Genomic DNA, 24429 nt, shown 5'->3' with positions numbered 1-24429 from the left:
TCCTATTAGTTAATCAAAATATTTTCTTTCGGATACTGATAAAACTGATGGTTGATCTGACGTAAGATTCCTATCATTAAGTTCAGCATACCTATTCTACCTATAAACATGACCGCAATAATGACATATTTACTGGGTTCTGATAATGTAGGTGTAAAATTTAAACTCAATCCAACTGTGCTGTAAGCTGAGAAACATTCAAATGCTACTGTTAAAAGAGGTGTCCCTTGTGGCTCTAAAATCAGTAGTGCCATAATCGCTATTCCTATTACAATTAAGGAAATACATAAAATAGCAAATGCTCTGGAAGTGGATTCACTTGAAATCCTTCTACCGAAGATCTGAATGCGTTCTTTTCCTCTGGCTATGGCCAAAATATTTAAGGTAGCCAAGGCAAACGTACTGGTTTTTATACCCCCCCCGGTCGATGCCGGTGAGGCTCCGATCCACATCAGGAAGATCACAAACAACAAAGAAGGAACCGTCATCTGGCTAAAATCGATCACATTGAAACCTGCCGTTCTGGGTGTTACTGAGTTAAAAGCCGCTGTTGTTATTTTTCCGAAAAAGGTTCGGTGAGCTTCCATTGTATTGTTGTATTCAGAAAAGAATAAAAATATCCAACCGGAAACCAACAATACTGTTGTCGTATAAATTACAATTTTAGAATTCAGTGTAATGATCTTAACGTCTTTATGAACAATTTTTTTATCAAAAAATTCTGTGACGTAAGTTTTAATATATTGGTAAAAGTTGAATATGATATTGTGTCCTAATCCTCCGAAAACAATCAATATCATTATGATCCATTGGAAATAATAATTGAAACGGATGTGTTCGTCATAAAGTCCGGATGATAAAATGGAAAATCCGGCATTACAGAATGCTGAGACGGAATGGAATATAGAAAAATATAATTTATTCTCTATTGTTGCTGTTTTTAGTATGGATGTATAAATAAATATAGCTCCGATTATTTCAACTGATAAAGTAAAGATCACCACATTTAATGCCGCTCTGAATACATCTTTTAAACCCTCATGAGCAATAAAGTCACGTGTGTTCAAACCTTCTCTAAAAGAAGAACTACCTCTGAAGAAGAAAGCAAAGAATGAAGTGAATGTTAAGATTCCGATTCCTCCTAACTGAATAAGAACTAAAATGATAGACTGTCCTACAATAGTAAAATCATTAGCGGTATCTACTACAGCCAGACCCGTTACACAAACGGCACTGGTTGCTGTGAATAATGCATTGGTAAAAGTAATTCCGTTTGTTGTAGCACTGGGCAACATCATTAAAAAAGCTCCGCTTAATGCCAGAATCACAAAACTTCCTACAAATACAATCGCCGGGTTAAAATAAATATCGTAAATATGGCGCACAAAAACCATTAATCTTAGGAGGAAATAAAAGATCAGACCTCCTTCCAGGACCGGTTTTATTTTTTGTAAAACGTAATGGGTACTAAAATCGTTATTGACAACGGCTAAGACTCCGGAAATAATTAACAAAGAAGTTAAAAGTACAATATTCACTAAAGCTAATTTGATATTGCTTTTGTAATTATATTTGTAAAACTTAAAGACATTAAATCCCAGTAAACCGAAAGTCAGAATAATTAATCCTATGACATGGGGAGTGTTGAAGTTTTCTTCAAAGTCATAACCAAAATCAAACACTATGAAAAGGAGAACAATAAGATCAAAAAATCGATATATATAATTGAGTAAAGATTCTCTTTCCATTTTTTAGTGTTCTATTTTTGTTTGGTCTTTAATACTTCTCTTAATTGTTGCATTAACTGACCGCCTCCTTTGGTTAAAATTTCTTTTGCACAATTTTCGCCAAAAGTATTATAATTGTCAAAATTACAACTTTTTTCGATAAAATATTTTTCTTTACCATCCAATGAGAACAGAACACCTTCAAAAGAAATATGCTCATTTTCCACTTTAGCCAGAGCTCCTATCGGTGCGGTACAGCCTCCTTCTAAAGTTTTGAGAAATTGCCGCTCGATATACGTACAAATTTCAGTTTCCTTATCATTAAGTTTAGCTGTAGCTTCTATTACAAAGGGATCATTTTCTAATGCAACGACTAACATAGCTCCTTGTGCCGGTGCCGGAATCATCCAGTCCAAATCAATGACATTTTCCGGTTTTAAGTTAATACGTTCTAATCCGGCTGCTGCAAAAATAGCCCCATTCCATTCGTTGTCCTGTAATTTTTGCATGCGTGTATTGACATTCCCTCTCAAATCAACTACTGTATGTTCAGGATATCGATGCAACCATTGTGCTTTTCTCCTTAAACTCCCGGTTGCTATTGTGACATTATCACTTGATAAATCCAGATTGCCTTTATGAACCAATATATCAGAAACATTCGCTCTTTTTAAAACTGCTGTCTGTACAATTCCTTTCGGCAAGCTTGTCGGCACGTCTTTCATAGAGTGAACGGCAATATCAACCTGACCGGTTAGCATAGCAATATCCAGTGTTTTTGTGAAAATTCCGGTAATTCCTAATTCATAAAGTGGTTTGTCTAAAATAATATCTCCTTGTGACTTTACAGCTACAATCTCTGTTTTATACCCCAGATCGTTTAATTGTTTTTCTACTGTATGGGCTTGCCAAAGGGCTAATTCACTATCACGTGTTCCTATTCGAATTGTTTTCAAGGGAAGGGTTTTAATTGTTATTTAACCGAAAGACTTTCTCTATCCACTGAATGCTCTCATCAACCATTGTGTCTTCATCCTTAAGATGATTGGCAAAATGTGTGGTTATCTTTTGAATAATACGATTACTGATAATTTCTGCTTGTTCTTCGTTGAAGTTTTCGAACTTTTTTCTTTGGTAATTCAGTTCAGCCTTTTTGATATCGGCTAATTTTTCTTTCAATGAATGAATGGTTGGGGCAAATTTTCTGGCTTTGGTCCATCCTGCAAATTCATCGGCAACTTCTGTAATGATCTTTTCTGCTGCCGGAATATGCTGTTTTCGCTTTTCTAAGGTTTCATCTGTAATTTGAGAAAGGTGATCCATGTGTATCAAAGTCACTCCATCAATGTTTCGAACATCTTCATTTACATTTTTAGGAATAGACAGATCTAAAATCAGTAAAGGTTTCTTTAAATTCAGAATAGCAGCATCAACCGTAGGGTTTTGTGCCCCTGTTGCTACGACCAATACATCCGCATTCTGAATTTCAACCTGTAAGTCAGCATAATCTTTTACAATCAAATTGAACTTCCCGGCAATCTTTTCTGCTTTTTCTTTGGTTCGGTTGATTAAAACAATATGATCATTTTTGGTGTGCTTTACCAGATTCTCACATGTATTTCGTCCGATCTTACCGGTTCCGAAAAGTAAAATTTTCTTGTTTCCGATATCCGGAATATTGTTCATGATGTATTGTACGGCTGCAAATGAAACGGATGTGGCTCCGGAGCTGATCTCAGTTTCGTTTTTCACTCTTTTACTCGCCTGAATAACTGCATTGGTCAATCGTTCCAGATAAGCATTTGCCAAACTTTCCTTTTTACTGTCTACAAACCCTTGTTTGATCTGTGAAATGATCTCAAAATCACCTAAAATCTGACTATCTAAACCCGTTCCTACTCTAAAAATATGATCAATAGCCTCTCTATTTTTATACACATAAGCCACTCGCTGAAAGTCTTCAACAGATCCCTGGCTATTATCACAAAGTAGTTTTATTAATTGAAACGGATGTTGAGCGAAACCATAAATCTCTGTACGGTTACAAGTAGATATAGTTACTAAACTATCTATATGTTCAGTTTTTGCCTGCTGTAATAAATCATTTTTAGCTTTTTCGTCTAAGCTAAATTTCCCTCTCATTTCAGCATCTGCTTTTTTATAGCTTAGTCCTACAACATAAAAGCTCAAGGGCTTATTTGTATTACTGTTGTTCATAATTTTACTCTATACCTTAAAGTATAGCAAATGTATAACTATGATTTTTATAAAAATAACGCTAAAAGTACTTTTTGTTTCGTTATTGGTTTTTTTCGTAATAAAATAGTTTGCTAACAAACTTTATCTTAAATTTGTAGTAAAACCAATACTTTTGAAATTATTTATATAGAACGATTCTAAATAAACACCAAAAGAAACGACTTGTAAAGCTATTAAAAAATATCGCTATGAGTTCATTTGAAGAAATAAAAATAGAACCGGATTTAACCATGTTGCGTTTTCAGAATGATTCTGATTTTAAAGAACATTTTGAAAAACAGGTAAAAATAGGCTTCATACAATTTCACTTTAATGTGAAAGGCAAAGGGAAATTCATATTCAACCAAGGCACTTATGCCTTAGAACTAAAAGAGGAATCTTCGTTATTACTCTATAATCCGCAAAAAGAGCTTCCTCTGCACTTAGAACTTGCCCCGAAATCATGGGTCGTATCTGTTTTAATATCAATAAAACGTTTCCATACATTATTCTCTAACGATGCCGAAAAAATACCTTTTTTAAGTCCGGATAACTTAGAAAAAAAATACTATGGAGAGGAAGACATTAGCCCTTCAATGGCTATTGTTTTAAACCAGATCTTTAATTACAATCAAAACTCGTCCCTGAAAAACCTATATTTAAAAGGAAAATGTTATGAGTTGATGAGTTTGTATTTTAATAAAAATGAAGATCCATCGGCTGAAAATTGTCCGTTTCTCATTGATGAAGAAAATGTATTAAAAATTAAAAAAGCTAAAGAAATAGTCATCAATCGCTTAGCAGAGCCTCCCGGATTACAGGAACTGGCAGATGAAGTAGGATTATCTCTAAAAAAACTAAAAGTAGGCTTTAAACAAATTTACGGCGATAGCGTTTTCAATTTTTTATTTGATTATAAAATGGAAGTGGCTCGTAAGATGCTTGATTCCGGATCTTATAATGTTAACGAAGTGGGACTAAAAGTGGGCTATAGTACTTCCAGTCATTTTATTACAGCATTTAAGAAAAAGTTCGGGATAACCCCAAAAAAATATCTATTGAATCTAAATGTCAATTCATAAAAAAGAGCGCTTATAGCGCTCTTTTTTATTTTATATCTTCATCCTTTATTTTAGTTAAAGTAATAAGCAATAATCTGCAATTCATCAGCCCCTACTCCTACATACATCTTCACGGCTCCGGTTCCTGAAGTATCACGAACCGCTAACTGCGCCACAAACATAGGTGTATAGGTTCCCGGTCCCAAAATCACATAATCGGAAGCCGTATTTCTGAAATTTTTCCATTCTCCTTCTTTTAGGTAATTATTATTGTAAAACTGCCCGTTAATTGCAATAACACCAGCTTGTTCACTACAGGTTGACGTAATACAAAGAGGTATTCCGTTAATTGGGTTTCCATAATAATCAGTTATGACTGTTGGCCCTAAATAGTTACCTTGCCTGAAATATATTCCTGTTTGAATAATCCTTGCTCTATAGTCATCCAGTCTGGATCTGTCCGTAGCATTTTTTCCGATATTCCAACTCACAGAATAATTAACCTCAACAATTGCCGGCTGGGTCAATATAAAGGAAGTAGCTGTACCACCTATGGGTATACCAACTTCACTAAATCCTGATCCTTCTCCTGTTTGATTAATTAAAGAGGTTGGATTCTGAACATCTTCTAAATAATTTTCAGAATCAAAAATAACGTCAACATTGTCCTGTAATGTTCCAAGCACCAAGTCTCCATTTGCATCAGCATAAACTTTGGTCGTCAATCCGGTTCCTAAATTATTCGGATTGTAAAACTGCCCAAGACCTTCTATTCTAATATTAGAATCGGTTCCCGCGATATGCAATTCTTCCTCCGGTGTATAGGTTTTAATTCCCACTTGCGAATTAGCAGCAAAAGCACTTAAAGCAATATATATATATGTAATTTTTTTCATGATTGTAAAATTTAATTGTACACTCTAACTTTTAAATAATCACTCGCCCCGCCAAAACCTACATAAGTTTCAACATTCGGGTTATCCAGTACTACACCGAAAAAATATAATGAATGTGTTCCGGGTGGTAATGAAGCAAAACCTTGACTATTCATATAAGAATACCCCAATGCTCCTCCGGCATCACTCCCGTATGATTGTCCGTTAAAACCATATTTAACAGCATATTCTGCAGGTGATAAACCATCATTATTAATATCTATACAAAAAAATGTCTGAATAACTCTTGTTTTTAGGTCACTTATACTTTCCGGTGGATTTGTTGTTAAATCAAGAGAAGACATCAGAAACGTCAGTCCGTATTTAACCTCTATAGTACAATTCTGAGGAGCTGTAAAAGGAACACTATAAATAAATTGCTCTGCATAAGTAACTCCAGCCGGATTACTAACCACTCTCCCTAATTTATCATAAGGAGGAGCTAACATCAAAAGGTTATCCGGAACAAAATTAGGCACATCAATTAAAAAGTTTATCGGAAGCCCCATTCCGAGATTATAACTTGGCGGAGTCAAAGTTAAATTACCTCTATAATCCACATATACCGGAGCTAAGTCTACTCCATTATTCAGTGGATTATTTGCTGTACTAAAACTTTCCACTCTTATAGTATTAGGACCTGCAATATGCAACGTTTCCTCCGGAGTTTCAGTTCCTATACCTACATCTTGGGCATTCACTACACAATAGTTTAACAGTATGACTAACAGTAGTATTTTTTTAAAATAATTATGTTTCATAGTAAGTAGTTTATGAGGGGGTTAATGTAATCTGAACAATAATGAATCATTTCCTCTGGCAAATTTCACGCAGGTTTCCTTTCCTGTAAAAGATGTACTGGCTGTGATTCCGGATGAAACTTCACCAAAAAAGCGAATCGTATAACTACCAGCTGCCGGCAGAGTTATGTAGGTTGTAGAAGTATTATACATCAATCCGGTTTTACTATCACGCGATCCTCCGGTATAACATTTTGAAGCGTGTCCAAACTGTCTAGACAAACCATCAAGCATAAAATACGTATTGACTCTTCTTGCGGCCATATCTGTTAAAACATCTTCCGCTAAGTTTTGAAAAACCTCAAAACTAATACTGTACTTTACTTCCAATAAAGCTAAACTATTTGTATTGATCGTAAAGCTAAAGAGTTCTGCCACTTCAACGCCGTCTTCGTCTCCGCTGGGTAAATAAACTACAGATTCCGGCAAGGTAGCTGGATTTAAAGCATCAGAACCTTCACTATTATAAAGAGACCTGAACTCAAGAGTTAAGCTTCCTTGATCATCAACAAATAATGGGTATGTGTTTGTACTACCTCCGTTAAACTCATTATTGGTCTCATTTAATCCTTCAACCCGGATAGTACCTGTAGGAGATCCCAGATGCAACGCTTGTTCCGGTACCGTTTCGTTAATGCCTACACCACTCACTTGTGCATGTGCACAGGCAAGACCAGCGAGGCAAATCACTGATAGTAAGTAATTTTTCTTCATAAGAATGATTTTATGTATAGATTTGATTTTCAGCATTGAAGATATCAATTTTTTCTGAAACTGCTTAAACTTATTTTAACAATTTCCTAAAAAAATGTTGTAATTATGTTAATTGTTACGAAAATGTGTTAAATAAAAAATTGCGTTATATTAAAAACATTTTTTGATTTTTTTACAAAGCATTATTTTTTAAATCTGAAAAAATTCCATTCAAAAAAATTTAGCCTTACATTTGAAGAAAAAAATGAAAAAAGGAGTTTTATTAATTAATTTAGGATCTCCGGATAGTACATCTGTAAAAGACGTAAAAAAATATCTGGACGAATTTTTAATGGATGAAAGAGTCATTGATGTCCCTTATTTATTAAGAGCTTTTTTAGTCAAAGGAATTATATTAAACACCAGACCTAAAAAATCTGCTGAGGCATACAAAAAAATATGGTGGCCGGAAGGCTCACCGTTAATCGTTCTTTCAGAAAGATTACAAAATAAAGTTCAACAAAATGTGAGTGTTCCCGTTGAACTCGCCATGCGGTACGGAAGTCCGAGTATTGAAAAGGGACTTCAGGAATTAAACAATAAAGGAGTTGAAGAAGTATTGCTTATTCCTCTGTATCCGCAGTTTGCTATGGCAACTACTGAAACAATATTAGTTTTGGCTGAAAAAATCCGGAAAAAGAATTTTCCGAATATGGAATTTACCGTTTTACCTGCTTTTTACAACCAAAAGGACTATATAAGAGATTTATCTAACGCTATAAAAAGGTCTCTTGAAAGTTTTGATTCTGATTATTTATTGTTTTCCTATCACGGTGTACCGGAACGTCATATCAAAAAATCAGATGTTACCCAATCGCATTGTAAGATAGACGGAACTTGTTGCAACACTCCATCAAAAGCTCATGACTTTTGTTATCGTCATCAGTGTTATGAAACGACGAAGCAGGTTGCAGAATTCCTGGGCTTAGCCGAAGGTACATATAGCACTTCTTTCCAATCCCGTTTAGGAAAAGATCCTTGGCTACAACCTTATACAGATGCCACAATTGACGGACTGGCACAAAAAGGGATCAAAAATCTGGCTGTAGTTACTCCTGCGTTTATTTCAGATTGTTTGGAAACCTTAGAAGAAATAGGAATGGAAGCCGCTCATAGCTTTAAAGAAAACGGAGGCGAAAACTTTTTAGCTATTCCGTGTCTTAATGACAATGACGACTGGGTGAAAACCTTGAGTCGATGGATCGATCAATGGGCTTTAGCATAAATCAACTATTATTAAATGGCAATAACTTCTGACGAATTAGGTACATTAGATATTAAAAAACTTTTATTGAAGCAATCTATTCCGGCATCAATAGGGATTTTATTCATGTCATTGAATATCTTAATTGATACCATTTTTGTAGGACAATGGATAGGTTCATTAGCAATTGCAGCGGTTTCCGTTGTATTACCTTTTACCTTTTTGATCTCATCTTTAGGGATGGCTATCGGTGTAGGCGGAAGTTCTATTATTTCAAGAGCTTTAGGTGCTAAAGAACCGGAAAAAGCAAGAAACACCTTTGGCAACCAGCTAACCATGACTCTTGTTTTAGCTGTCGTTTCTGTAACGATCGGTTACTTATTTTCAGATAAGGTCCTTGTTCTGTTTGGTGCAAACGGGGCAATTCTTAAGCCTGCCCGGGAATTTTATTTTCCCGTTTTGTTCGGAGTTCCCTTTTTAGCGCTTTGCATGACAGGAAACACTGTGATCCGTGCTGAAGGAAAACCAAAATTTGCCATGTATGCCATGTTAATACCTGCTTTTGGAAATCTAATTCTTGACATTCTTTTTATTAAGGTTTTGAATTATGGTATTTTCGGTGCAGCCTTGGCTACTTCAATTTCTTATTTTTTATGTTTCATATTCATCTTATGGTTTTTCATTGCCAAATCAGAAATCAGAATTTCAACTTCGCATCTTATACTTAAAGGAAAAATAGTTCAGGAAATTTCATCATTAGGTTTCGTTACTTTTGCACGTCAAGGGGTTGTAAGTCTTCTGGCTATTATTGTTAACACTACTTTATTTGTGCACTCAGGAGAAGCAGGCGTTACTATTTATGGTATTATCAACCGAATGCTTATGTTTGCTTTATTTCCTATTTTAGGCATTACACAAGGCTTCTTGCCTGTTGCGGGTTATAATTTTGGCGCTCAACAATTTGCCAGAGTTAAACAATCCATTTATTATTCTGTAATTTCCGCTTCAGTTTTAGCCAGCATCATTTTCTTAGGGATTTTTGTTTTTTCTGAATCTATCATTCGGATATTTACGACTGATGAAACCATTATACACAGTTCTTCTGATGCTTTGCGATGGGTTTTTGCTGTTACCCCTATTATTGCTATCCAATTGATCGGCGCTGCATACTTTCAGGCTATCGGTAAAGCGATCCCCGCTTTATTATTGACATTGACCAAGCAAGGTTTCTTCTTAATACCGTTAGTTTTAATTTTACCGAAATATTTCGATACTTTTGGGGTATGGCTTGCTTTTCCGATATCTGATTTTCTGGCTACAATAGTCACCGGATATTTTTTGAGAAAAGAAATTATAGCTACACTTAACAAATCGTAAAATGGAATACAATTATATAAAAGCGCTACATCTTATTTTTGTCGTAACCTGGTTTGCCGGACTCTTCTATATTGTTAGGCTGTTTGTATATCATGCAGAAGCAAAAGATAAATCTCAACCGGAACAAGATATTTTAATGAAGCAATACCAATTAATGGAATACCGTTTGTGGTATATCATTACATGGCCCAGTGCTGTTCTGGCAAGTATTTTTGCTTTTTGGATGTTATTTTTTACAGAAGCGGGAAAAATCTGGTTACAAATGCCGTGGATGCATGTTAAACTCTTTTTTGTTTTTTTACTGTATCTATACCATTTGAAATGCCATCAAATCTTTTTGCAATTGCAAAAAAATGAGATAAAGCATTCTTCTTCATTCTTCAGACTATGGAATGAGGGAGCAACGATCATCTTATTTGCTGTTGTTTTTTTAGTGATTTTAAAAAGTGCCATTAACTGGATTTTTGGTGTTATCGGGATTATTTTATTTTCCGTTTTATTAATGATAGGATTTAAACTCTATAAAAAGATAAGAGAGCGTAACGAAAAAAACAATGACTGATTGGTTTAGCATAAAAAGGTTATCATTGCGTACGAGAATTTTTTTCTCCATGATCTTGTTGACTTTGATTGCTTCTGTTTTAATTGCCGGAGTTTCTATCTATCAATTTCGCAAAGAAGCCAAAGTTTACCATCAAGATCGGTTAGAGCGCAAAGAGAACTCTATTTTAGAACATATCAATTATGTTCTGCAAACCACAACTTACCCGCTGACGACTGAAAATATCCCCTATATTTTTAAAGAAAAGATCTTTGAGCTATCTGATATCCACAGTATGGAAATCAACTTTTATGATTTGGAAGGAAATCTTTTGGTTTCTTCGAAAGCCGTTTTTAAACTGGATAGTGTTCAACCTAAGATCAATAAAGCCACACTACAAATCTTACGAAATTCTTTAGAAAAACGCTATATTGAATTTACTACTCGCGACGGACAACAATTTCGATCGTCCTACTCTTATATCAAAGATACCAAATTTAAACCTCTGGCTATTTTAAACCTTCCTTATGAAGAGGATACTACTTTTTATGATAATGAGATCAAGAACTTTCTGATCCGGTTTGGCCAGGTTTATATCTTAATGTTTTTGATTGCTATCATTTTATCTTATTTCTTATCGAGTTATATCACCCAATCCTTAAAGATCATCAGTGATAAAATAAGAGAAACTAATTTTAATCAGTTGAATCAAAAGATTGAGCTGGAAGCCGGAAGCAAAGAGATCAATCTACTGATACAGTCCTACAACAACATGGTAGATCAATTGGAGGCCAGCGCTACAAAATTGGCTCAAAGCCAAAGAGAACAAGCCTGGCGTGAAATGGCAAAACAAGTTGCCCACGAGATTAAAAATCCGTTGACTCCAATGCGTTTAACAGTTCAGAGCTTTCAGCGTAAGTTTAATGAAAACGATCCTGACATTAAGCAAAAATTAGATGATTTTACTAAAACACTCATTCAGCAAATAGATACCATGAGTTCAGTAGCCAGTGCTTTTTCTAATTTTGCTTCTATGCCGGCGCAGCAAAATGAAACATTAGATATCGTTAAGGTAATCAAACTGACTCTGGAGATCTTCAATGAAGACTATATTGAATTTCAATCCTCAACAGAGAAGATCGTTACTAAATTAGACAGAACCCAACTTATCCGCATCATCACTAATTTAGTTAAAAACGGTATTCAGGCTATACCGGAAGAACAGGAAAATAAAAAAGTACTGATTGCCGTAACACAGGAGAGCGACTCTGTTTTGATTAAAGTACAGGACAACGGAAAGGGAATACCGGAAGAAAACAAGCCTTATGTTTTTGAACCTAAATTCACTACTAAATCAAGCGGAATGGGTTTAGGATTGGCTATCATTAAAAACATTATTGAAAATTATAACGGAACTATTACCTTTGAAAGTGAAGAAAACAAAGGAACAATATTTTATGTTCATTTACCTATAACTGAATAAATTTTAAAAACAAATGGAAAATATTTTAATTGACATTCAAGACCATGTCGCTGTTGTTACGATCAACCGCCCAACAAAACTTAATGCTCTTAATAAAAGTACTATTGAAGAATTACACCAAGCCTTTGCAAAACTTTCTACTGATGAAACTGTTAAATCCGTTATTGTAACCGGAAGTGGTGAAAAAGCTTTTGTGGCAGGAGCTGATATTTCGGAATTTGCTAATTTTAGTGTAGAAGAAGGCGGAAAACTTGCCGCCAAAGGTCAGGAATTACTTTTTGACTATGTACAAAATCTTAACAAACCGGTAATTGCTGCTGTCAATGGTTTTGCTTTAGGAGGTGGATTAGAGTTAGCCATGGCTTGTCATTTCCGTATCGCATCAGATAACGCAAAAATGGGCTTACCCGAAGTAACTTTAGGTGTTATCCCGGGTTATGGAGGAACGCAACGCCTGGCACAATTAGTTGGTAAAGGAAGAGCAATGGAAATGATCATGACAGCCGGAATGATCGATGCTAATACGGCGCTAAATTACGGACTCGTAAATCATGTAGTTACACAAGCCGAATTATTGGATTTTGCCAAAGGAATTGCTCAAAAGATAAATAAAAATTCAGGAGTGGCTATTGCTAAAGCTATTGAAGCTATAAACGCCAACTATCAGGATGGTGTAAACGGTTTTGAAATAGAAATCAACAACTTCGGAGCTTGTTTCGGTACTGAAGATTTTAAAGAAGGTACAACCGCTTTCTTAGAAAAACGCAAAGCTAATTTTCCGGGAAAATAAAAAAACAAAAAACTGTCATTTTCAATGTAGAGAATGACAGTTTTTTTATTGCTATATTATCGGTTAAAAATTTAGTATCCTAATTTTTCTCTAACACGTTTTAACACATTACCACCAATTGCGCTTGCTTTTTCAGCACCGGCCAATAACAATTTGTCAACCTCCTCTAGGTTGTTCATATAGTAATGGTACTTTTCTCTTTGTGTTGCAAATTTTTCAACGACCAATTCAAACAAAGCCTGTTTTGCATGTCCGTAACCATAACCACCGGCTAAATAGTTTTTACGCATTTCCGCTGTTTGTTCAGGAGTGGCTAATAACTTGTAAATAGCAAAGCAGTTACACGTATCCGGATTTTTAGGTTCTTCTAAAGGCGTACTATCTGTTTGAATACCCATAATCTGTTTGCGCAACTTTTTATCCTCTTCAAAAATATTGATAAAGTTATTGCGTGATTTACTCATTTTCTCTCCGTCAGTTCCCGGAATGATCATAATAGTTTCATCGATCTTTGCTTCCGGAAGCACAAACGTTTCTCCCATTTGATGATTGAATCGGGAAGCAACATCTCGGGTAATCTCTAAATGTTGTAATTGATCTTTCCCTACCGGAACAAATTCAGCATCATACAATAAAATGTCGGCTGCCATTAGCATCGGATAGGTAAACAATCCGGCATTTACATCGTCTAAACGGTCTGCTTTATCTTTAAAAGAATGTGCCAACGTTAAACGTTGGTACGGAAAAAAACAACTCAAATACCACGAAAGTTCTGTAACCTGCGGAACATCACTTTGACGATAGAATACTACTTTTTCAGTATCTAATCCGCATGCCAGCCATGTAGCCGCAACACTATAGGTATTAGCGCGTAATAACTCGCCATCTTTAATTTGTGTAATAGAATGCAAGTCTGCAATAAATAGGAACGATTCGTTCTCCGGCTTTTGGGTCATTTCAATGGCCGGAAGAATAGCTCCTAACAAATTTCCTAAGTGTGGCGTTCCTGTACTTTGAACTCCGGTAAGTATTTTTGCCATTTTATATAATTTTTTGCAAAATTAGGACATTTCAATGTAAGGAGAAAAGAAAACCGCCATACTTATGCTTTTATTCATAAAGAAACCGGGAACTTCTCGGTTTAATGTCAAATATTCTTATTTTTGACATCAGAAGTTTTGCCTACATAGAGGTAAAGTAATTAAATAAAAAACACCTACAGACAATTCTCAATGAAAATTCTACAATATATCTTTTGGTTTTTCTGGCGTATTTGGTTTTACATTCTGGTAATGATCCCGATTCTTGTTCTTTCACCGGTTTTATTAGTATTAGTAAGCTCAGAAAGTACTTATAAACTTTTTTTCAGAGTGGCTCGCTTTTGGGCCAAATTTGTCCTTTGGGGTATGGGGTTTTATCATAAAATCAAATGGGAAGCTCCTCTTGAAAAAGAAAAAAGTTATATGTTAGTTGCCAATCATACCTCAATGACCGATATTATGTTAATGCTGATCGTTGTTAAAAACAATCCTTTTGTATTTGTCGGCAAGAAAGAACTTTCTAAGTTTCCTATTTTCGGTTTTTTCTATAAAAGGGTTTGTATCATGGTCGACAGAAGTAGTAGCAAAAGCCGATATCAAGTTTTTGAGAGAGCACAGAAAAGATTACATCAAGGGTTAAGCATTTGTATTTTTCCGGAAGGCGGTGTACCGGACGATGAAAGTATTATTTTAGACGAGTTTAAAGACGGTGCTTTTCGTTTAGCCATTGAACACCAAATTCCTGTTGTTCCCATGAGTTTTATTGACAATAAAAGGCGATTTCCATTTCGTTTCTTTAGCGGAAAACCGGGGAGAATGCGTGTTACCGTTCACAAACCTATTGAAACTACAGGTATGACACTTGACCATAAATCCCATTTGAAGAAAGAAGTACGGGAAATTGTTTTAAAAGATTTAAAACATTAAAAAAAGTCCCGTATTCTGCGGGACTTTTTCAGTTCTATACTTTCACAAGCTACAGAACACTTAACTAAAAATTTAAGCCTAACCAACTAAAGTTTATTAAAAATGGTAGCTTATACCGGTATATAAACCTATGGCATACGGTTTAAAATTTCCGGCGTTTTCACTAAACGTATTGATCTGGTATTTAAACATTGGTTGTAAATTCGCTTGAAATGATTTAAAAAACACATATTTAAAACCCAAACCGACATTACTACTAAAATGTATATTGTTCAAATTATTGGCTTTACCAAAATCCATTTCCATTCCTTCGGAAAGTAATTTCACTTCGTTTTGTTGTAAAAATAAGGTACTCATACCACCTATAACTTCTATTCCGAATTTTTTATCTAAAAGCTTATACGTCAACTCAAACGGAACCTCAATATAGCCGATCTGTTGATTCAGGCTTCCTATTTCATCTTGTGTGAAATTCTCAACATCACCATAAACATTTGCGCTTTTATTATAAAGTACTACACTTTGAGCCGCTTGGGTTCTATCTACATGCAATGTACTTTCTGCTAACTGTTGTGTTCCGATACTTCGCTTCAATACAGAAGAATGATACACATTCTGCGTATCATAACTAAGTGCCAAATTGTTTATTCCGGCTCGAAGTGCTAATTTTGGCGTAACCTGATATTGTACTCCAACTCCGTAACTCAACGATGTTTGATAGCTTTTTGTATTAGATGCAAATTGCTCGTCCAAAGGAGATCCTTCTGTTAGAGAATTAAAATAAACGGGTGCCGCACTAGTACTGACAGCCCATTTATTTCTTTTCTCTTCTTTTTCTTTTTCATCAGCATTCTTTCCCTCTTCTTTTTCTTTGAGCAATTTTTCAAGCGCATTTTCTTCTTTTAATACTTCTGCAACTTGAGAACTATCTTGAACAATCTGTTTCTCTAAATCAGCCAGAACCTTATTATTAAATAAGGAACTGTCTATCACCTTGACGTTGTTGTCAAACTCTGCTATTCCATCAATTTCATTTTTGTTAAAATCAATTACACCTTCTGTAAGTTCCTTACCGGTATTGATCTGATTTAACAATTCCTCTACATTAGTTTTTTCTTTTCCGTTATTGTTATTCTGAACAATTGTATTATTTACTCCTTGTCCGTTTACAAGTCCGTCATTGTCTTCTTCAATAGCAATTTTTCCCTTTTGGTAATTCGTTTTATTGGTCTTTGCATCAGCAATATTTTGCTCTGCTTGCTGCTGTTTCAATTCATTTATCAGGTCATTTTGATAATCTCCTTCTTCTTGTAAAATCAAACCTTCCTGTTGTTTGTTTTTATGATCAGATATTCCTGAATTATTATTGGTCAAAGGTTCGGTTTCAACCCACTTTAAACTATTTCTATCCGAATTGTTTTGACCTGCTTTTTCGTTTTCTTCTCGGTTGTTATTAACTAAAGCTTCCCCTTTCTTTAAAATTGACGGCTTTACCAATTGGTTCTTTTCTGAACGATTTCCTCTTTCAGTCCGTTTATTTTGTTGTTTTTCTAAATCAACAAATTGATCTTCCCGGTAAGAAGATGATTCCCCTGCTTCATTTAAGGTTCTGCCATTATCAACACCCGTAACGATCTCCCCGGGTTGCACAAAAACCCCATTTGGATTATTCTGGTCGAAACCTGATTTTTCATTATCTTGTTGTTCTGTTTTTTCTGTATTCGATTTTCCGTTTACTAACCCCGGCACTTCATTTGTTAGTCCTCCGTCAGGTTTACTTCTATCTATAATACCCGGGAAAAAGGAATCTTTAGCAAAATAGAACAAGAAAAAGCCTAAAACTAAAGAAGCCGCTATTCCGGAAGCTTTAAACCAAAACGGAAGAACACGTCTTTTTTTCTTCTTTTCATTTAGTCTTTCTTCAATATTGCTCCAAGCGTCCTGAGGCGGTTGTACCTCAAAATCTTTGAATTTTTCCTGAAACAATCTTTCTATGTTTTTATTTTCTTTCATTACACTATTTGTAAAACATCACTTTACATTGGGCCAGATAGACTGATTATGTTTTTCAATACGTTCTTTTAATATTGCTTTGGCTCTTGCCAGATTAGATTTTGACGTCCCTATATTAATGTCCAGCATTTCGGCAATTTCTTTATGGGAATATCCGTCGATAACATACAAGTTAAAAACCAGTCGATAACGATCCGGTAATGCCTGAATGATCTGAGTCAGAAATTCTAATGAAATGTTCTCATCTTCTACTTCTACTTCTTCCTGTTCCGGAAGATTCTCACTTATAATCTCAAAAACTCCTTTTGTCCTATACTGCTGTAATACATAATTAATAACTACCCGCTTAGCCCAACCTTCGAAAGAACCTTTAAACTGATACTGATTTATTTTTTCAAAGAGCAATAAAAAACCTTCTTGTAAATTATCCTGAGCTTCCTCATAACTTCTTGAATACTTAAGACAGACTGCAAATATCTTAGGACTTAAAAGTCTGTATATTTGCTCCTGAGCTTTAGTATTTCCTTTCTTACAATCATGTATAAGTTGCTCTACTATCAAAATTCATTTTAGTTAATTCACAACCGGTACTTCTACTTCATAAAAAATATTTTCCAAATTTTCATCAACACCTTGCCAAAATTTAAACACATAAGAACCATTGTTCGTTACATAAAAGTCTAATGTCGCCGATTTCAGTTCATCTGTAACTGTTTGACATGTTTCTGAATCCAAAACGACACTTTGGATAGCAATTGTTCTTTCATTCAAATTCTTCTCATAATAAAAACCTCCGAAAGAATGGCAAGTAGAGGGCTTATAATACCATACCTTAATCTGATAGGTCTCACCCATTACAAATTCAGTAGGCAGCTCAACTTCTTCTATTGGCAACAGTTCATAATGAAAGTTCGGTTCATCATTGTTAACACTACAAGCCGAAACTATAAACAACAAACTTAATAACAGAACTATTTTTTTCATCATTCTTATTTTTTATATGGGGGCATTTATTTATATGATACACTTTTAATCAAAAGGTTGCGTTGAATTTAAAAAAAAATCCCGAAATATTTCGGGATTCTCTTTTTTAGTGTTGATTTTTAATAGTCTCTTTGATTTTTTCTTCCAGTTCTTCCATCAGTTCCGGATTGTCTTTTATAAGTGTCTTAACGGCATCTCTACCTTGTCCTAACTTTGTTTCTCCGTAACTGAACCACGAACCGCTTTTCTTTACAATTTCAAAGTCTACTGCCAGATCTAAAATTTCACCGACCTTAGAAACTCCTTCTCCATACATAATATCAAACTCAGCTGTTCTGAAAGGCGGTGCCACTTTATTCTTTACAATTTTCACTTTGGCACGATTTCCTATCACATTTTCTCCATCTTTGATTTGAGATGATTTACGAATATCCACACGAACCGAAGCATAGAATTTCAAGGCATTACCTCCTGTTGTTGTTTCCGGGTTTCCGAACATTACCCCGATTTTATCACGCAACTGGTTAATAAAGAAAACCGTGCAATTTGTTTTATGAATAGTACCGGTTAATTTACGCAACGCTTGTGACATTAAACGGGCATGTAATCCCATTTTACTGTCTCCCATATCTCCTTCAATTTCACTTTTTGGTGTTAAAGCAGCAACCGAGTCTATTACTACAATATCAACTGCTCCTGAACGAATCAAACTTTCTGCAATTTCCAATGCTTGTTCTCCGTTATCAGGTTGTGAAATAATTAAATTATCGATATCTACACCTAATTTTTCTGCATAGAAACGATCAAATGCATGTTCGGCATCTATAAAAGCGGCAATTCCTCCTGCTTTTTGAGCCTCTGCAATGGCATGTAATGTTAACGTTGTTTTACCAGACGATTCAGGTCCGTAGATCTCAATTATTCTTCCTCTCGGATATCCATTTACTCCTAAAGCTAGGTCAAGTCCTAACGATCCTGAAGATATTGATTCTACTTCTTCAACAGCAGAATCTCCCATTTTCATTACGGTTCCTTTACCATAAGCTTTATCTAGCTTATCTAACGTTAATTGAAGGGCTTTTAATTTGGCTTCTTTATCTGAACTCATACATCAATTTATTTTGTGTAAAAATACAATTTTTTTATTCTCGTAAAATCTTGGGTATTAAAAATAAAAGTTCATTTTCATAAAAAAAATGAAAAATATCATTATGTTCTAACTCTTCCATAGTATGGATCGGTTTTTTTAGCAACTCTGAAACATACTTTCTTATCTCTTCATTTTGGAATTCAAGTAAAACTTCATTTTCCCTCCATTTAACAAGACAATCTTTTTCGGTTAAATCATATACTGAAACAGGGTTTAAAAAAACATCAAAGTCTTCAGTATCATAAGTTTTCTGCAATAACTTAAACAATGCTTCCATAACTTTTACAGCAGAAATTGACGACAAACAAACTCTATCTTTACAGTTAATGATAACATCATAATTACACTTCAACGTACAATTTCCGGGTTTTCCCCATACAATTTCATTCTGCTCAGAAAAACTCCCCCAAGAACCCGGACCTGTCGGCCCGTAAATACCAACCGTTGGCACATTAAAAGCTCCTGCTACATGGGTAATACCTGCATCGTTTCCAATATGAAAGATTGCTGCTGCCATGGCTTCGCCAACTTCATGTAAATCTCCCGTAACCAAATCAATATGAGAATATTCTTTTGACAAAAATTGCTGCGGATTGGGGTCGTCTTTTCCTAAAATAATTTTACATCTTAGTTTTGGAAAAACTCTGTAAATCTCTTCTATAAGCTCTGCATAGTTTTCCGTAGGCCAAATTTTTAATAGAAATCCGGCTCCGGGATGTAGTGTGTAGTGAAGATTATCAAAATCCGTTTCACGATCAAAATACGGAAATCCTGTATACTTATTTGATAACTCTTTATGAAAACGACAAACCGCATCTATATAATGTTGAATTGAATGCTGTTTTACTTTTTTACTGGTAACATACTCTATTTGATCTACACTCCTATCAAAAATAGGATAGTTACCGAATTCAATTACCGTATCAAATTCAGCATGGTCTATTTGAGTAGCATCTACAACTTGAATTCCTTTCAAGTATTTTTGAAAGAAGCTTACCAAACGCGGACTCAATGCGTAGGTTACCGACTCAGAAACTTTCTTCAGTTTATAAACAGCAGGAAGTGTAAAAAAGATATCCCCTAAACCGGCATAACTTTTCAACAACAAAACCTTTCCTAACGATTTGGAAACAACATTTTGTTTTGAAATAGCTTTAATTTTATCCCAAAACTCCGGAATAGCAGACTGCATTTCTTCTTTTGCACGCTCTTTATCATCTGGATAAAAGTCAAAAGACCATGTTCCTACTCTATCATTGGTTATCAATTCACAACCTTATAGAAATGCTTCCGCAGCCAATCTTCCCGATGGTTCCGGCCAAACCGGTTTAATAACTATCTCTTTAGTTTTACCTAAAACTTTTAAAACTTCCGCATTATCAATCGGCTTTCTGAATTCTATATTTTCAGGAATATCTCTTCTAAGTTTATTACTTCCATAGACTACAAAACTCTTATTAGGATGTTCCAATGCGTAATCCACAAAAGCATCGCCACCTTTTAAGTAACTTAACTCACTAAAAAAAGGAATTGCATCTGTTTTCTCATCTGAAATAGAAATATTTTCCACATCCACTGTAGGTGGCATAACCAAATAATTATGGGAAACAGCTTCGCCATAGAATGCAACGTGAGCCTCAAAGTGTTTTGGCGATTGAAAAATATTAAGTTGAGAATTAGCAAAAAGGGTACGATACAAATGAAATTTATCGGTATCACAACAATTTCTGATATTTCTGTCTAACGTGCATAGAATATTCCTTCGAACACAGAAATTATAGTCAAACTCTATCTTACAAAACGGAATTTCGGAATCTAAAACAAAATTTAAAATATCACGTTCAAACTTACATCTTGATGTATTGCAAATGATAAGTAGATCTTGCGATAAAATATGTGTTTGGACTTCTTCAAGATTATCAAGTAAATCGACTTCAACAAGAAAGCCCAACTCATTTCCTTTTGAAACCAGTTGGGCAATCGTTAACTCTGCCCCTCTTTTTAAAGTAAGGGCTGTATCATGTAAAAAAAGAATTTTTTTCAAATCTTAACCCCCGTAATAACCATCGTCATAATAGCCATCATCGTAGTAACCATCATCATAATACCCGTCATCGTAATATCCGTCGTCATAATAACCATTACTAAAGTTATCACCGTCATCCGAGGAACAAGAAGCTATTAAATTACCTGTAATTACAATAGCTGAAGTAGCCAAAAGTACCTTTCCTGAATTTTTTAAGAAGTTACGTCTATTCATAGCCTTAAAATTTACATCGCAATATAAACTATTTTTCTGAAAAATTCTCTAAAAAAAGATTTACAGTTATTTTTAATCGATTATTGTTACCTTTGCCCCGAATTCTTCCATTTAGAATTCAAAAATTATATTTCTCACTTAAATGTTATAGCATGCAACTGTACAACACTTTAAGCGCAGAAGAACGTGCCCGTTTAATTGACGAAGCGGGAAAAGAAAGAATCACACTTTCGTTCTATGCGTATGCCAAAATTGAAAACCCGCAACAATTTCGCGACGATTTATTTTTAGCCTGGAATCCACTGGAAGCTCTAGGTCGTATTTATGTTGCTCATGAAGGAATTAATGCCCAAATGAGTGTTCCAGCCGATCAATTTCAAGCTTTCAAAACCACTTTAGACGAATATGATTTCATGCACGGCATTCGTTTAAATGTCGCTCGCGAACAAGACGATCATTCTTTTTTAAAGTTAACCATAAAAGTGCGTCACAAAATTGTTGCCGATGGATTAGACGATGCTACTTTTGATGTAACCAATAAAGGAATTCACTTAAAAGCGAATGAATTCAACCAATTATTAGACGACCCTAATACAATTGTAGTCGATTTTCGCAACCATTACGAAAGTGAAGTAGGACACTTTAAAGGCGCCATCACACCCGATGTAGATACATTCCGTGAAAGTTTGCCTATTATTAACGACCAACTAAAAGACTACAAAGAATCTAAAAACTTATTGATGTATTGCACCGGAGGAATTCGTTGCGAAAAAGCTTCGGCATACTTCAAACATCAAGGCTTTAAAAACGTATACCAATTAGAAGGTGGCGTTATTGAATATGCACGTCAGGTAAAAACTGAAAATTTAGAAAGCAAGTTCATTGGTAAAAATTTCGTTTTTGACAATCGTTTAGGCGAAAGAATTACCGATGATATCATTTCGCAATGTCACCAATGCGGAAAACCTTGTGATACCCATACCAATTGTGCAAATGACGGCTGTCACTTACTATTCATTCAATGTGACGAATGTGCTGCCAAAATGGATCATTGTTGTTCTACCGAATGTCAGGACATCATTCATTTGCCTTTAGTGGAACAAATTAACTTACGAAAAGGACAAAGCAACAGCAATAAAATTTTCAAAAAAGGAAAATCCGATGCTTTAAAATTCAAACATTCAGGGACATTGTCTGATGTTTCTTTGGCTAAAGCAAAACCAGAAAGCGATTTACCTATTCGTCAAAAAATTGCCACTAAAAAAGTTTTGGTAGGTAATGGCGAACATTATTATTCTAAATCGCAAGTCGCTTTGTTCAAGCTTACGAATAAAGAAATCAATACAGGCGATTTACTTTTAATTTCCGGTCCGACAACCGGTGAAGTTGAATTTACTTTGAAAAAAATGTTGGTTAACGGAGTTGAAAATACATTGGCAACAGCTGGCGATAAAATTACTATCGAATTGCCTTTTAAAATTAGAAAATCAGACAAACTATTTAAAATCACTAAGAAATAATGACTTCTACAGGAAAAATAGAATTAATGGCGCCTGCTGGTAATTTTGAATCCTTACAGGCAGCTTTAGACAACGGATGTGATTCGGTTTATTTTGGTGTAGAGCAGTTGAACATGCGTGCTCGTGCTTCCATCAATTTCGTCTTAGACGATTTACCGGAAATAGCACGTCGTTGCCAAGAAAAAAACGTTAGAACCTATCTCACTTTAAATACAATTGTTTACGATCACGATTTGTCGATTGTAAAAACACTTTTAAACAAAGCAAAAGAGGCCAACATTACAGCCGTTATTGCGTCTGATCAAGCGGTAATTATGACCGCTAGAAGCATTGGAATGGAAGTTCATATTTCTACTCAAGTAAATGTGACCAACATTGAAACAGTGAAGTTTTATGCCATGTTTGCCGATACTATTGTGCTTTCCCGCGAATTAAGTTTACGCCAAGTAAAGAAAATTACGGAACAAATAGAGAAAGAGCAAGTAAAAGGACCAAGCGGCAATTTAGTTGAAATTGAAATTTTCGGTCACGGTGCATTGTGTATGGCAGTTTCCGGAAAATGCTATTTGAGCCTGCATTCTCACAATTCTTCTGCAAACCGCGGGGCATGCAAACAAAATTGTCGTAAAAAATACACGGTTATCGACCAAGAAACTGGTTTTGAAATTGAAATCGATAACGAATACATGATGTCTCCAAAAGATTTATGTACGATTGATTTCTTAGACCAAGTAATCGACTCAGGTATCAAAGTACTAAAAATTGAAGGTCGCGGTCGTGCTCCGGAATATGTGGCTACAGTTATCAAAACCTATAGAGAAGCTATTGATTCGTATTATGACGGAACATTTTCTCAGGAAAAAGTGGCAGAATGGATGGAAGCTCTAAATACCGTTTACAACAGAGGTTTTTGGAGCGGTTATTATTTAGGTCAAAAATTAGGTGAATGGAGTAAAGAATCCGGAAGCAGTGCTACACAAAAGAAAGTATATATCGGTAAAGGGATGCACTATTTCCCTAAAGCCAGCATTGCTGAATTCAAAATTGAAGCCTACGATCTTAAAAAAGGAGATAAAGTTTTAATTACCGGTCCTACAACAGGCGTTCAGGAATTAGTTATTGAGAAGATGATGGTAAACGATGAGAATTCTGAAAAAGCCACTAAAGGAGATAGCTTAACGTTAAAACTCCCATTCAGAATCCGATTGTCTGACAAGTTGTATAAAATCGTAGAAGCATAATGGTCATTGTTACATTACAACGAGACAAATGTATTGGTTGCAATTATTGTGTTGAATTTGCGCCCAAGCAATTCCAGATGTCTAAAAAAGACGGAAAAACCGTTCTGATAAAATCAGTAAACAATAAAGGTTTTCACACGCTAAAATCGCACGATCATACCATAACAGAAGCCTGTGAACAAGCCGAAAAAGCTTGTCCGGTTCACATTATTTCGGTAAAAGAAACATAAAACCCCCATTGATAATACTTTTTTAAAGCCTGTTCTCGTTATATACGAAAGCAGGTTTTTCTTTTTTAAACCATTCATAAATTTGTATTATCTTTACACACAAAACACACTTTTGACAAGTAGTTCCATTTAAGGAACGATCAATATATAAAACT

General features: G+C 35.0%; 24 protein-coding genes. 10 read left to right on the top strand and 14 right to left on the bottom strand.

What is annotated here, in order from left to right; translation table 11 throughout:
- Positions 1 to 5: 5 nt before the first annotated feature.
- The 3 genes from NHF50_RS07340 to hemA are packed head-to-tail and all read right to left on the bottom strand — an operon-like array spanning position 6 to position 3944.
- On the bottom strand, positions 6 to 1748 hold the full coding sequence (locus tag NHF50_RS07340) for a TrkH family potassium uptake protein (RefSeq protein WP_109569091.1): 1743 nt from the start codon (positions 1746 to 1748) through the stop codon (positions 6 to 8).
- An 11-nt stretch (positions 1749 to 1759) separates the two neighbouring features.
- Positions 1760 to 2683 carry a hydroxymethylbilane synthase gene (gene hemC, locus NHF50_RS07335; RefSeq protein WP_252775531.1) on the bottom strand — a complete coding sequence of 308 codons (924 nt, stop codon included), beginning with the start codon at positions 2681 to 2683 and terminating at the stop codon, positions 1760 to 1762.
- Between the two features lie 10 nt (positions 2684 to 2693).
- Positions 2694 to 3944, bottom strand: coding sequence for a glutamyl-tRNA reductase (hemA, locus tag NHF50_RS07330; protein ID WP_252775530.1), 1251 nt, complete (start codon positions 3942 to 3944; stop codon positions 2694 to 2696).
- Between the two features lie 230 nt (positions 3945 to 4174).
- Between hemA and NHF50_RS07325 the strand changes: the two genes are divergently transcribed.
- Positions 4175 to 5047 carry a helix-turn-helix transcriptional regulator gene (locus tag NHF50_RS07325; protein WP_109569088.1) on the top strand — a complete coding sequence of 291 codons (873 nt, stop codon included), beginning with the start codon at positions 4175 to 4177 and terminating at the stop codon, positions 5045 to 5047.
- Between the two features lie 50 nt (positions 5048 to 5097).
- On the opposite strand, the gene NHF50_RS07320 is transcribed toward NHF50_RS07325, so the two are convergent.
- Genes NHF50_RS07320 through NHF50_RS07310 form a run of 3 tightly spaced genes read right to left on the bottom strand, consistent with a single transcriptional unit; the run spans position 5098 to position 7475 of the window.
- A complete protein-coding gene (locus tag NHF50_RS07320) occupies positions 5098 to 5922 on the bottom strand; it encodes a hypothetical protein (protein WP_252775529.1) in 825 nt (274 codons plus the stop codon).
- Between the two features lie 11 nt (positions 5923 to 5933).
- Positions 5934 to 6722: a hypothetical protein gene (locus NHF50_RS07315; protein WP_109569086.1), complete on the bottom strand. Its 789-nt coding sequence runs from the start codon at positions 6720 to 6722 to the stop codon at positions 5934 to 5936.
- Between the two features lie 21 nt (positions 6723 to 6743).
- Entirely contained in the window at positions 6744 to 7475 is a 732-nt protein-coding gene (locus NHF50_RS07310; protein WP_252775528.1) for a hypothetical protein, read from the bottom strand.
- Between the two features lie 244 nt (positions 7476 to 7719).
- On the opposite strand from NHF50_RS07310, the gene hemH reads away from it, so the two are divergent.
- From hemH to NHF50_RS07285, 5 genes are read left to right on the top strand one after another with little or no spacing between them, the layout of a single operon-like run.
- Positions 7720 to 8739: a ferrochelatase gene (gene hemH, locus NHF50_RS07305; protein ID WP_252775527.1), complete on the top strand. Its 1020-nt coding sequence runs from the start codon at positions 7720 to 7722 to the stop codon at positions 8737 to 8739.
- 15 nt (positions 8740 to 8754) lie between these two features.
- Positions 8755 to 10095, top strand: a complete 1341-nt coding sequence (locus tag NHF50_RS07300) for an MATE family efflux transporter (RefSeq protein WP_109569083.1) — start codon at positions 8755 to 8757, stop codon at positions 10093 to 10095.
- Between the two features lies 1 nt (position 10096).
- A complete protein-coding gene (locus NHF50_RS07295; protein ID WP_109569082.1) occupies positions 10097 to 10657 on the top strand; it encodes a CopD family protein in 561 nt (186 codons plus the stop codon).
- A complete protein-coding gene (locus NHF50_RS07290; protein ID WP_245896553.1) occupies positions 10650 to 12119 on the top strand; it encodes an ATP-binding protein in 1470 nt (489 codons plus the stop codon). The genes NHF50_RS07295 and NHF50_RS07290 overlap by 8 nt, the downstream gene beginning before the upstream one ends.
- Before the next feature lie 13 nt (positions 12120 to 12132).
- On the top strand, positions 12133 to 12909 hold the full coding sequence (locus tag NHF50_RS07285) for an enoyl-CoA hydratase/isomerase family protein (protein WP_109569080.1): 777 nt from the start codon (positions 12133 to 12135) through the stop codon (positions 12907 to 12909).
- Positions 12910 to 12980: 71 nt separating this feature from the next.
- Here the strand turns inward: NHF50_RS07285 and trpS are convergent, their stop codons facing one another.
- Positions 12981 to 13949 (bottom strand): tryptophan--tRNA ligase, encoded by a 969-nt coding sequence (gene trpS, locus NHF50_RS07280; RefSeq protein ID WP_252775526.1) that lies wholly within the window; start codon positions 13947 to 13949, stop codon positions 12981 to 12983.
- Positions 13950 to 14141: 192 nt separating this feature from the next.
- Between trpS and NHF50_RS07275 the strand changes: the two genes are divergently transcribed.
- Positions 14142 to 14876 (top strand): 1-acyl-sn-glycerol-3-phosphate acyltransferase, encoded by a 735-nt coding sequence (locus NHF50_RS07275; protein ID WP_109569078.1) that lies wholly within the window; start codon positions 14142 to 14144, stop codon positions 14874 to 14876.
- Between the two features lie 96 nt (positions 14877 to 14972).
- On the opposite strand, the gene NHF50_RS07270 is transcribed toward NHF50_RS07275, so the two are convergent.
- The 7 genes from NHF50_RS07270 to NHF50_RS07240 all read right to left on the bottom strand — a co-directional run bounded on the left by NHF50_RS07270 (position 14973) and on the right by NHF50_RS07240 (position 21283).
- Positions 14973 to 16889 carry an outer membrane protein transport protein gene (locus NHF50_RS07270; RefSeq protein WP_252775525.1) on the bottom strand — a complete coding sequence of 639 codons (1917 nt, stop codon included), beginning with the start codon at positions 16887 to 16889 and terminating at the stop codon, positions 14973 to 14975.
- Between the two features lie 18 nt (positions 16890 to 16907).
- Positions 16908 to 17450, bottom strand: a complete 543-nt coding sequence (locus NHF50_RS07265; RefSeq protein ID WP_109569076.1) for an RNA polymerase sigma factor — start codon at positions 17448 to 17450, stop codon at positions 16908 to 16910.
- Between the two features lie 12 nt (positions 17451 to 17462).
- A complete protein-coding gene (locus tag NHF50_RS07260) occupies positions 17463 to 17873 on the bottom strand; it encodes a membrane lipoprotein lipid attachment site-containing protein (protein WP_252775524.1) in 411 nt (136 codons plus the stop codon).
- A 106-nt stretch (positions 17874 to 17979) separates the two neighbouring features.
- Complete coding sequence (gene recA, locus NHF50_RS07255; protein WP_109569074.1) at positions 17980 to 18981, bottom strand: recombinase RecA; 1002 nt, start codon at positions 18979 to 18981, stop codon at positions 17980 to 17982.
- 34 nt (positions 18982 to 19015) lie between these two features.
- Positions 19016 to 20290, bottom strand: a complete 1275-nt coding sequence (locus NHF50_RS07250; RefSeq protein ID WP_252775523.1) for a glycosyltransferase family 9 protein — start codon at positions 20288 to 20290, stop codon at positions 19016 to 19018.
- Positions 20291 to 20299: 9 nt separating this feature from the next.
- Positions 20300 to 21067 (bottom strand): hypothetical protein, encoded by a 768-nt coding sequence (locus tag NHF50_RS07245; RefSeq protein WP_252775522.1) that lies wholly within the window; start codon positions 21065 to 21067, stop codon positions 20300 to 20302.
- 3 nt (positions 21068 to 21070) lie between these two features.
- Positions 21071 to 21283 (bottom strand): hypothetical protein, encoded by a 213-nt coding sequence (locus NHF50_RS07240; RefSeq protein WP_109569071.1) that lies wholly within the window; start codon positions 21281 to 21283, stop codon positions 21071 to 21073.
- Between the two features lie 152 nt (positions 21284 to 21435).
- Here NHF50_RS07240 and NHF50_RS07235 point away from each other — a divergent pair, with 152 nt between their 5' ends.
- The 3 genes from NHF50_RS07235 to NHF50_RS07225 are packed head-to-tail and all read left to right on the top strand — an operon-like array spanning position 21436 to position 24274.
- On the top strand, positions 21436 to 22803 hold the full coding sequence (locus tag NHF50_RS07235; protein ID WP_109569070.1) for a rhodanese-related sulfurtransferase: 1368 nt from the start codon (positions 21436 to 21438) through the stop codon (positions 22801 to 22803).
- Complete coding sequence (locus tag NHF50_RS07230; RefSeq protein WP_252775521.1) at positions 22803 to 24044, top strand: peptidase U32 family protein; 1242 nt, start codon at positions 22803 to 22805, stop codon at positions 24042 to 24044. Before NHF50_RS07235 ends, NHF50_RS07230 begins: the two co-directional genes overlap by 1 nt.
- Positions 24044 to 24274: a ferredoxin gene (locus NHF50_RS07225; RefSeq protein WP_109569069.1), complete on the top strand. Its 231-nt coding sequence runs from the start codon at positions 24044 to 24046 to the stop codon at positions 24272 to 24274. The genes NHF50_RS07230 and NHF50_RS07225 overlap by 1 nt, the downstream gene beginning before the upstream one ends.
- Positions 24275 to 24429: the final 155 nt, after the last annotated feature.

The organism is Flavobacterium sp. NRK F10, from assembly GCF_024054235.1.
Taxonomy (GTDB): Bacteria; Bacteroidota; Bacteroidia; order Flavobacteriales; family Flavobacteriaceae; genus Flavobacterium; species Flavobacterium sediminis.
The sequence above is the reverse complement of the archived record's forward strand: the minus strand, read 5'-3'. Positions and strand labels throughout refer to the sequence as shown.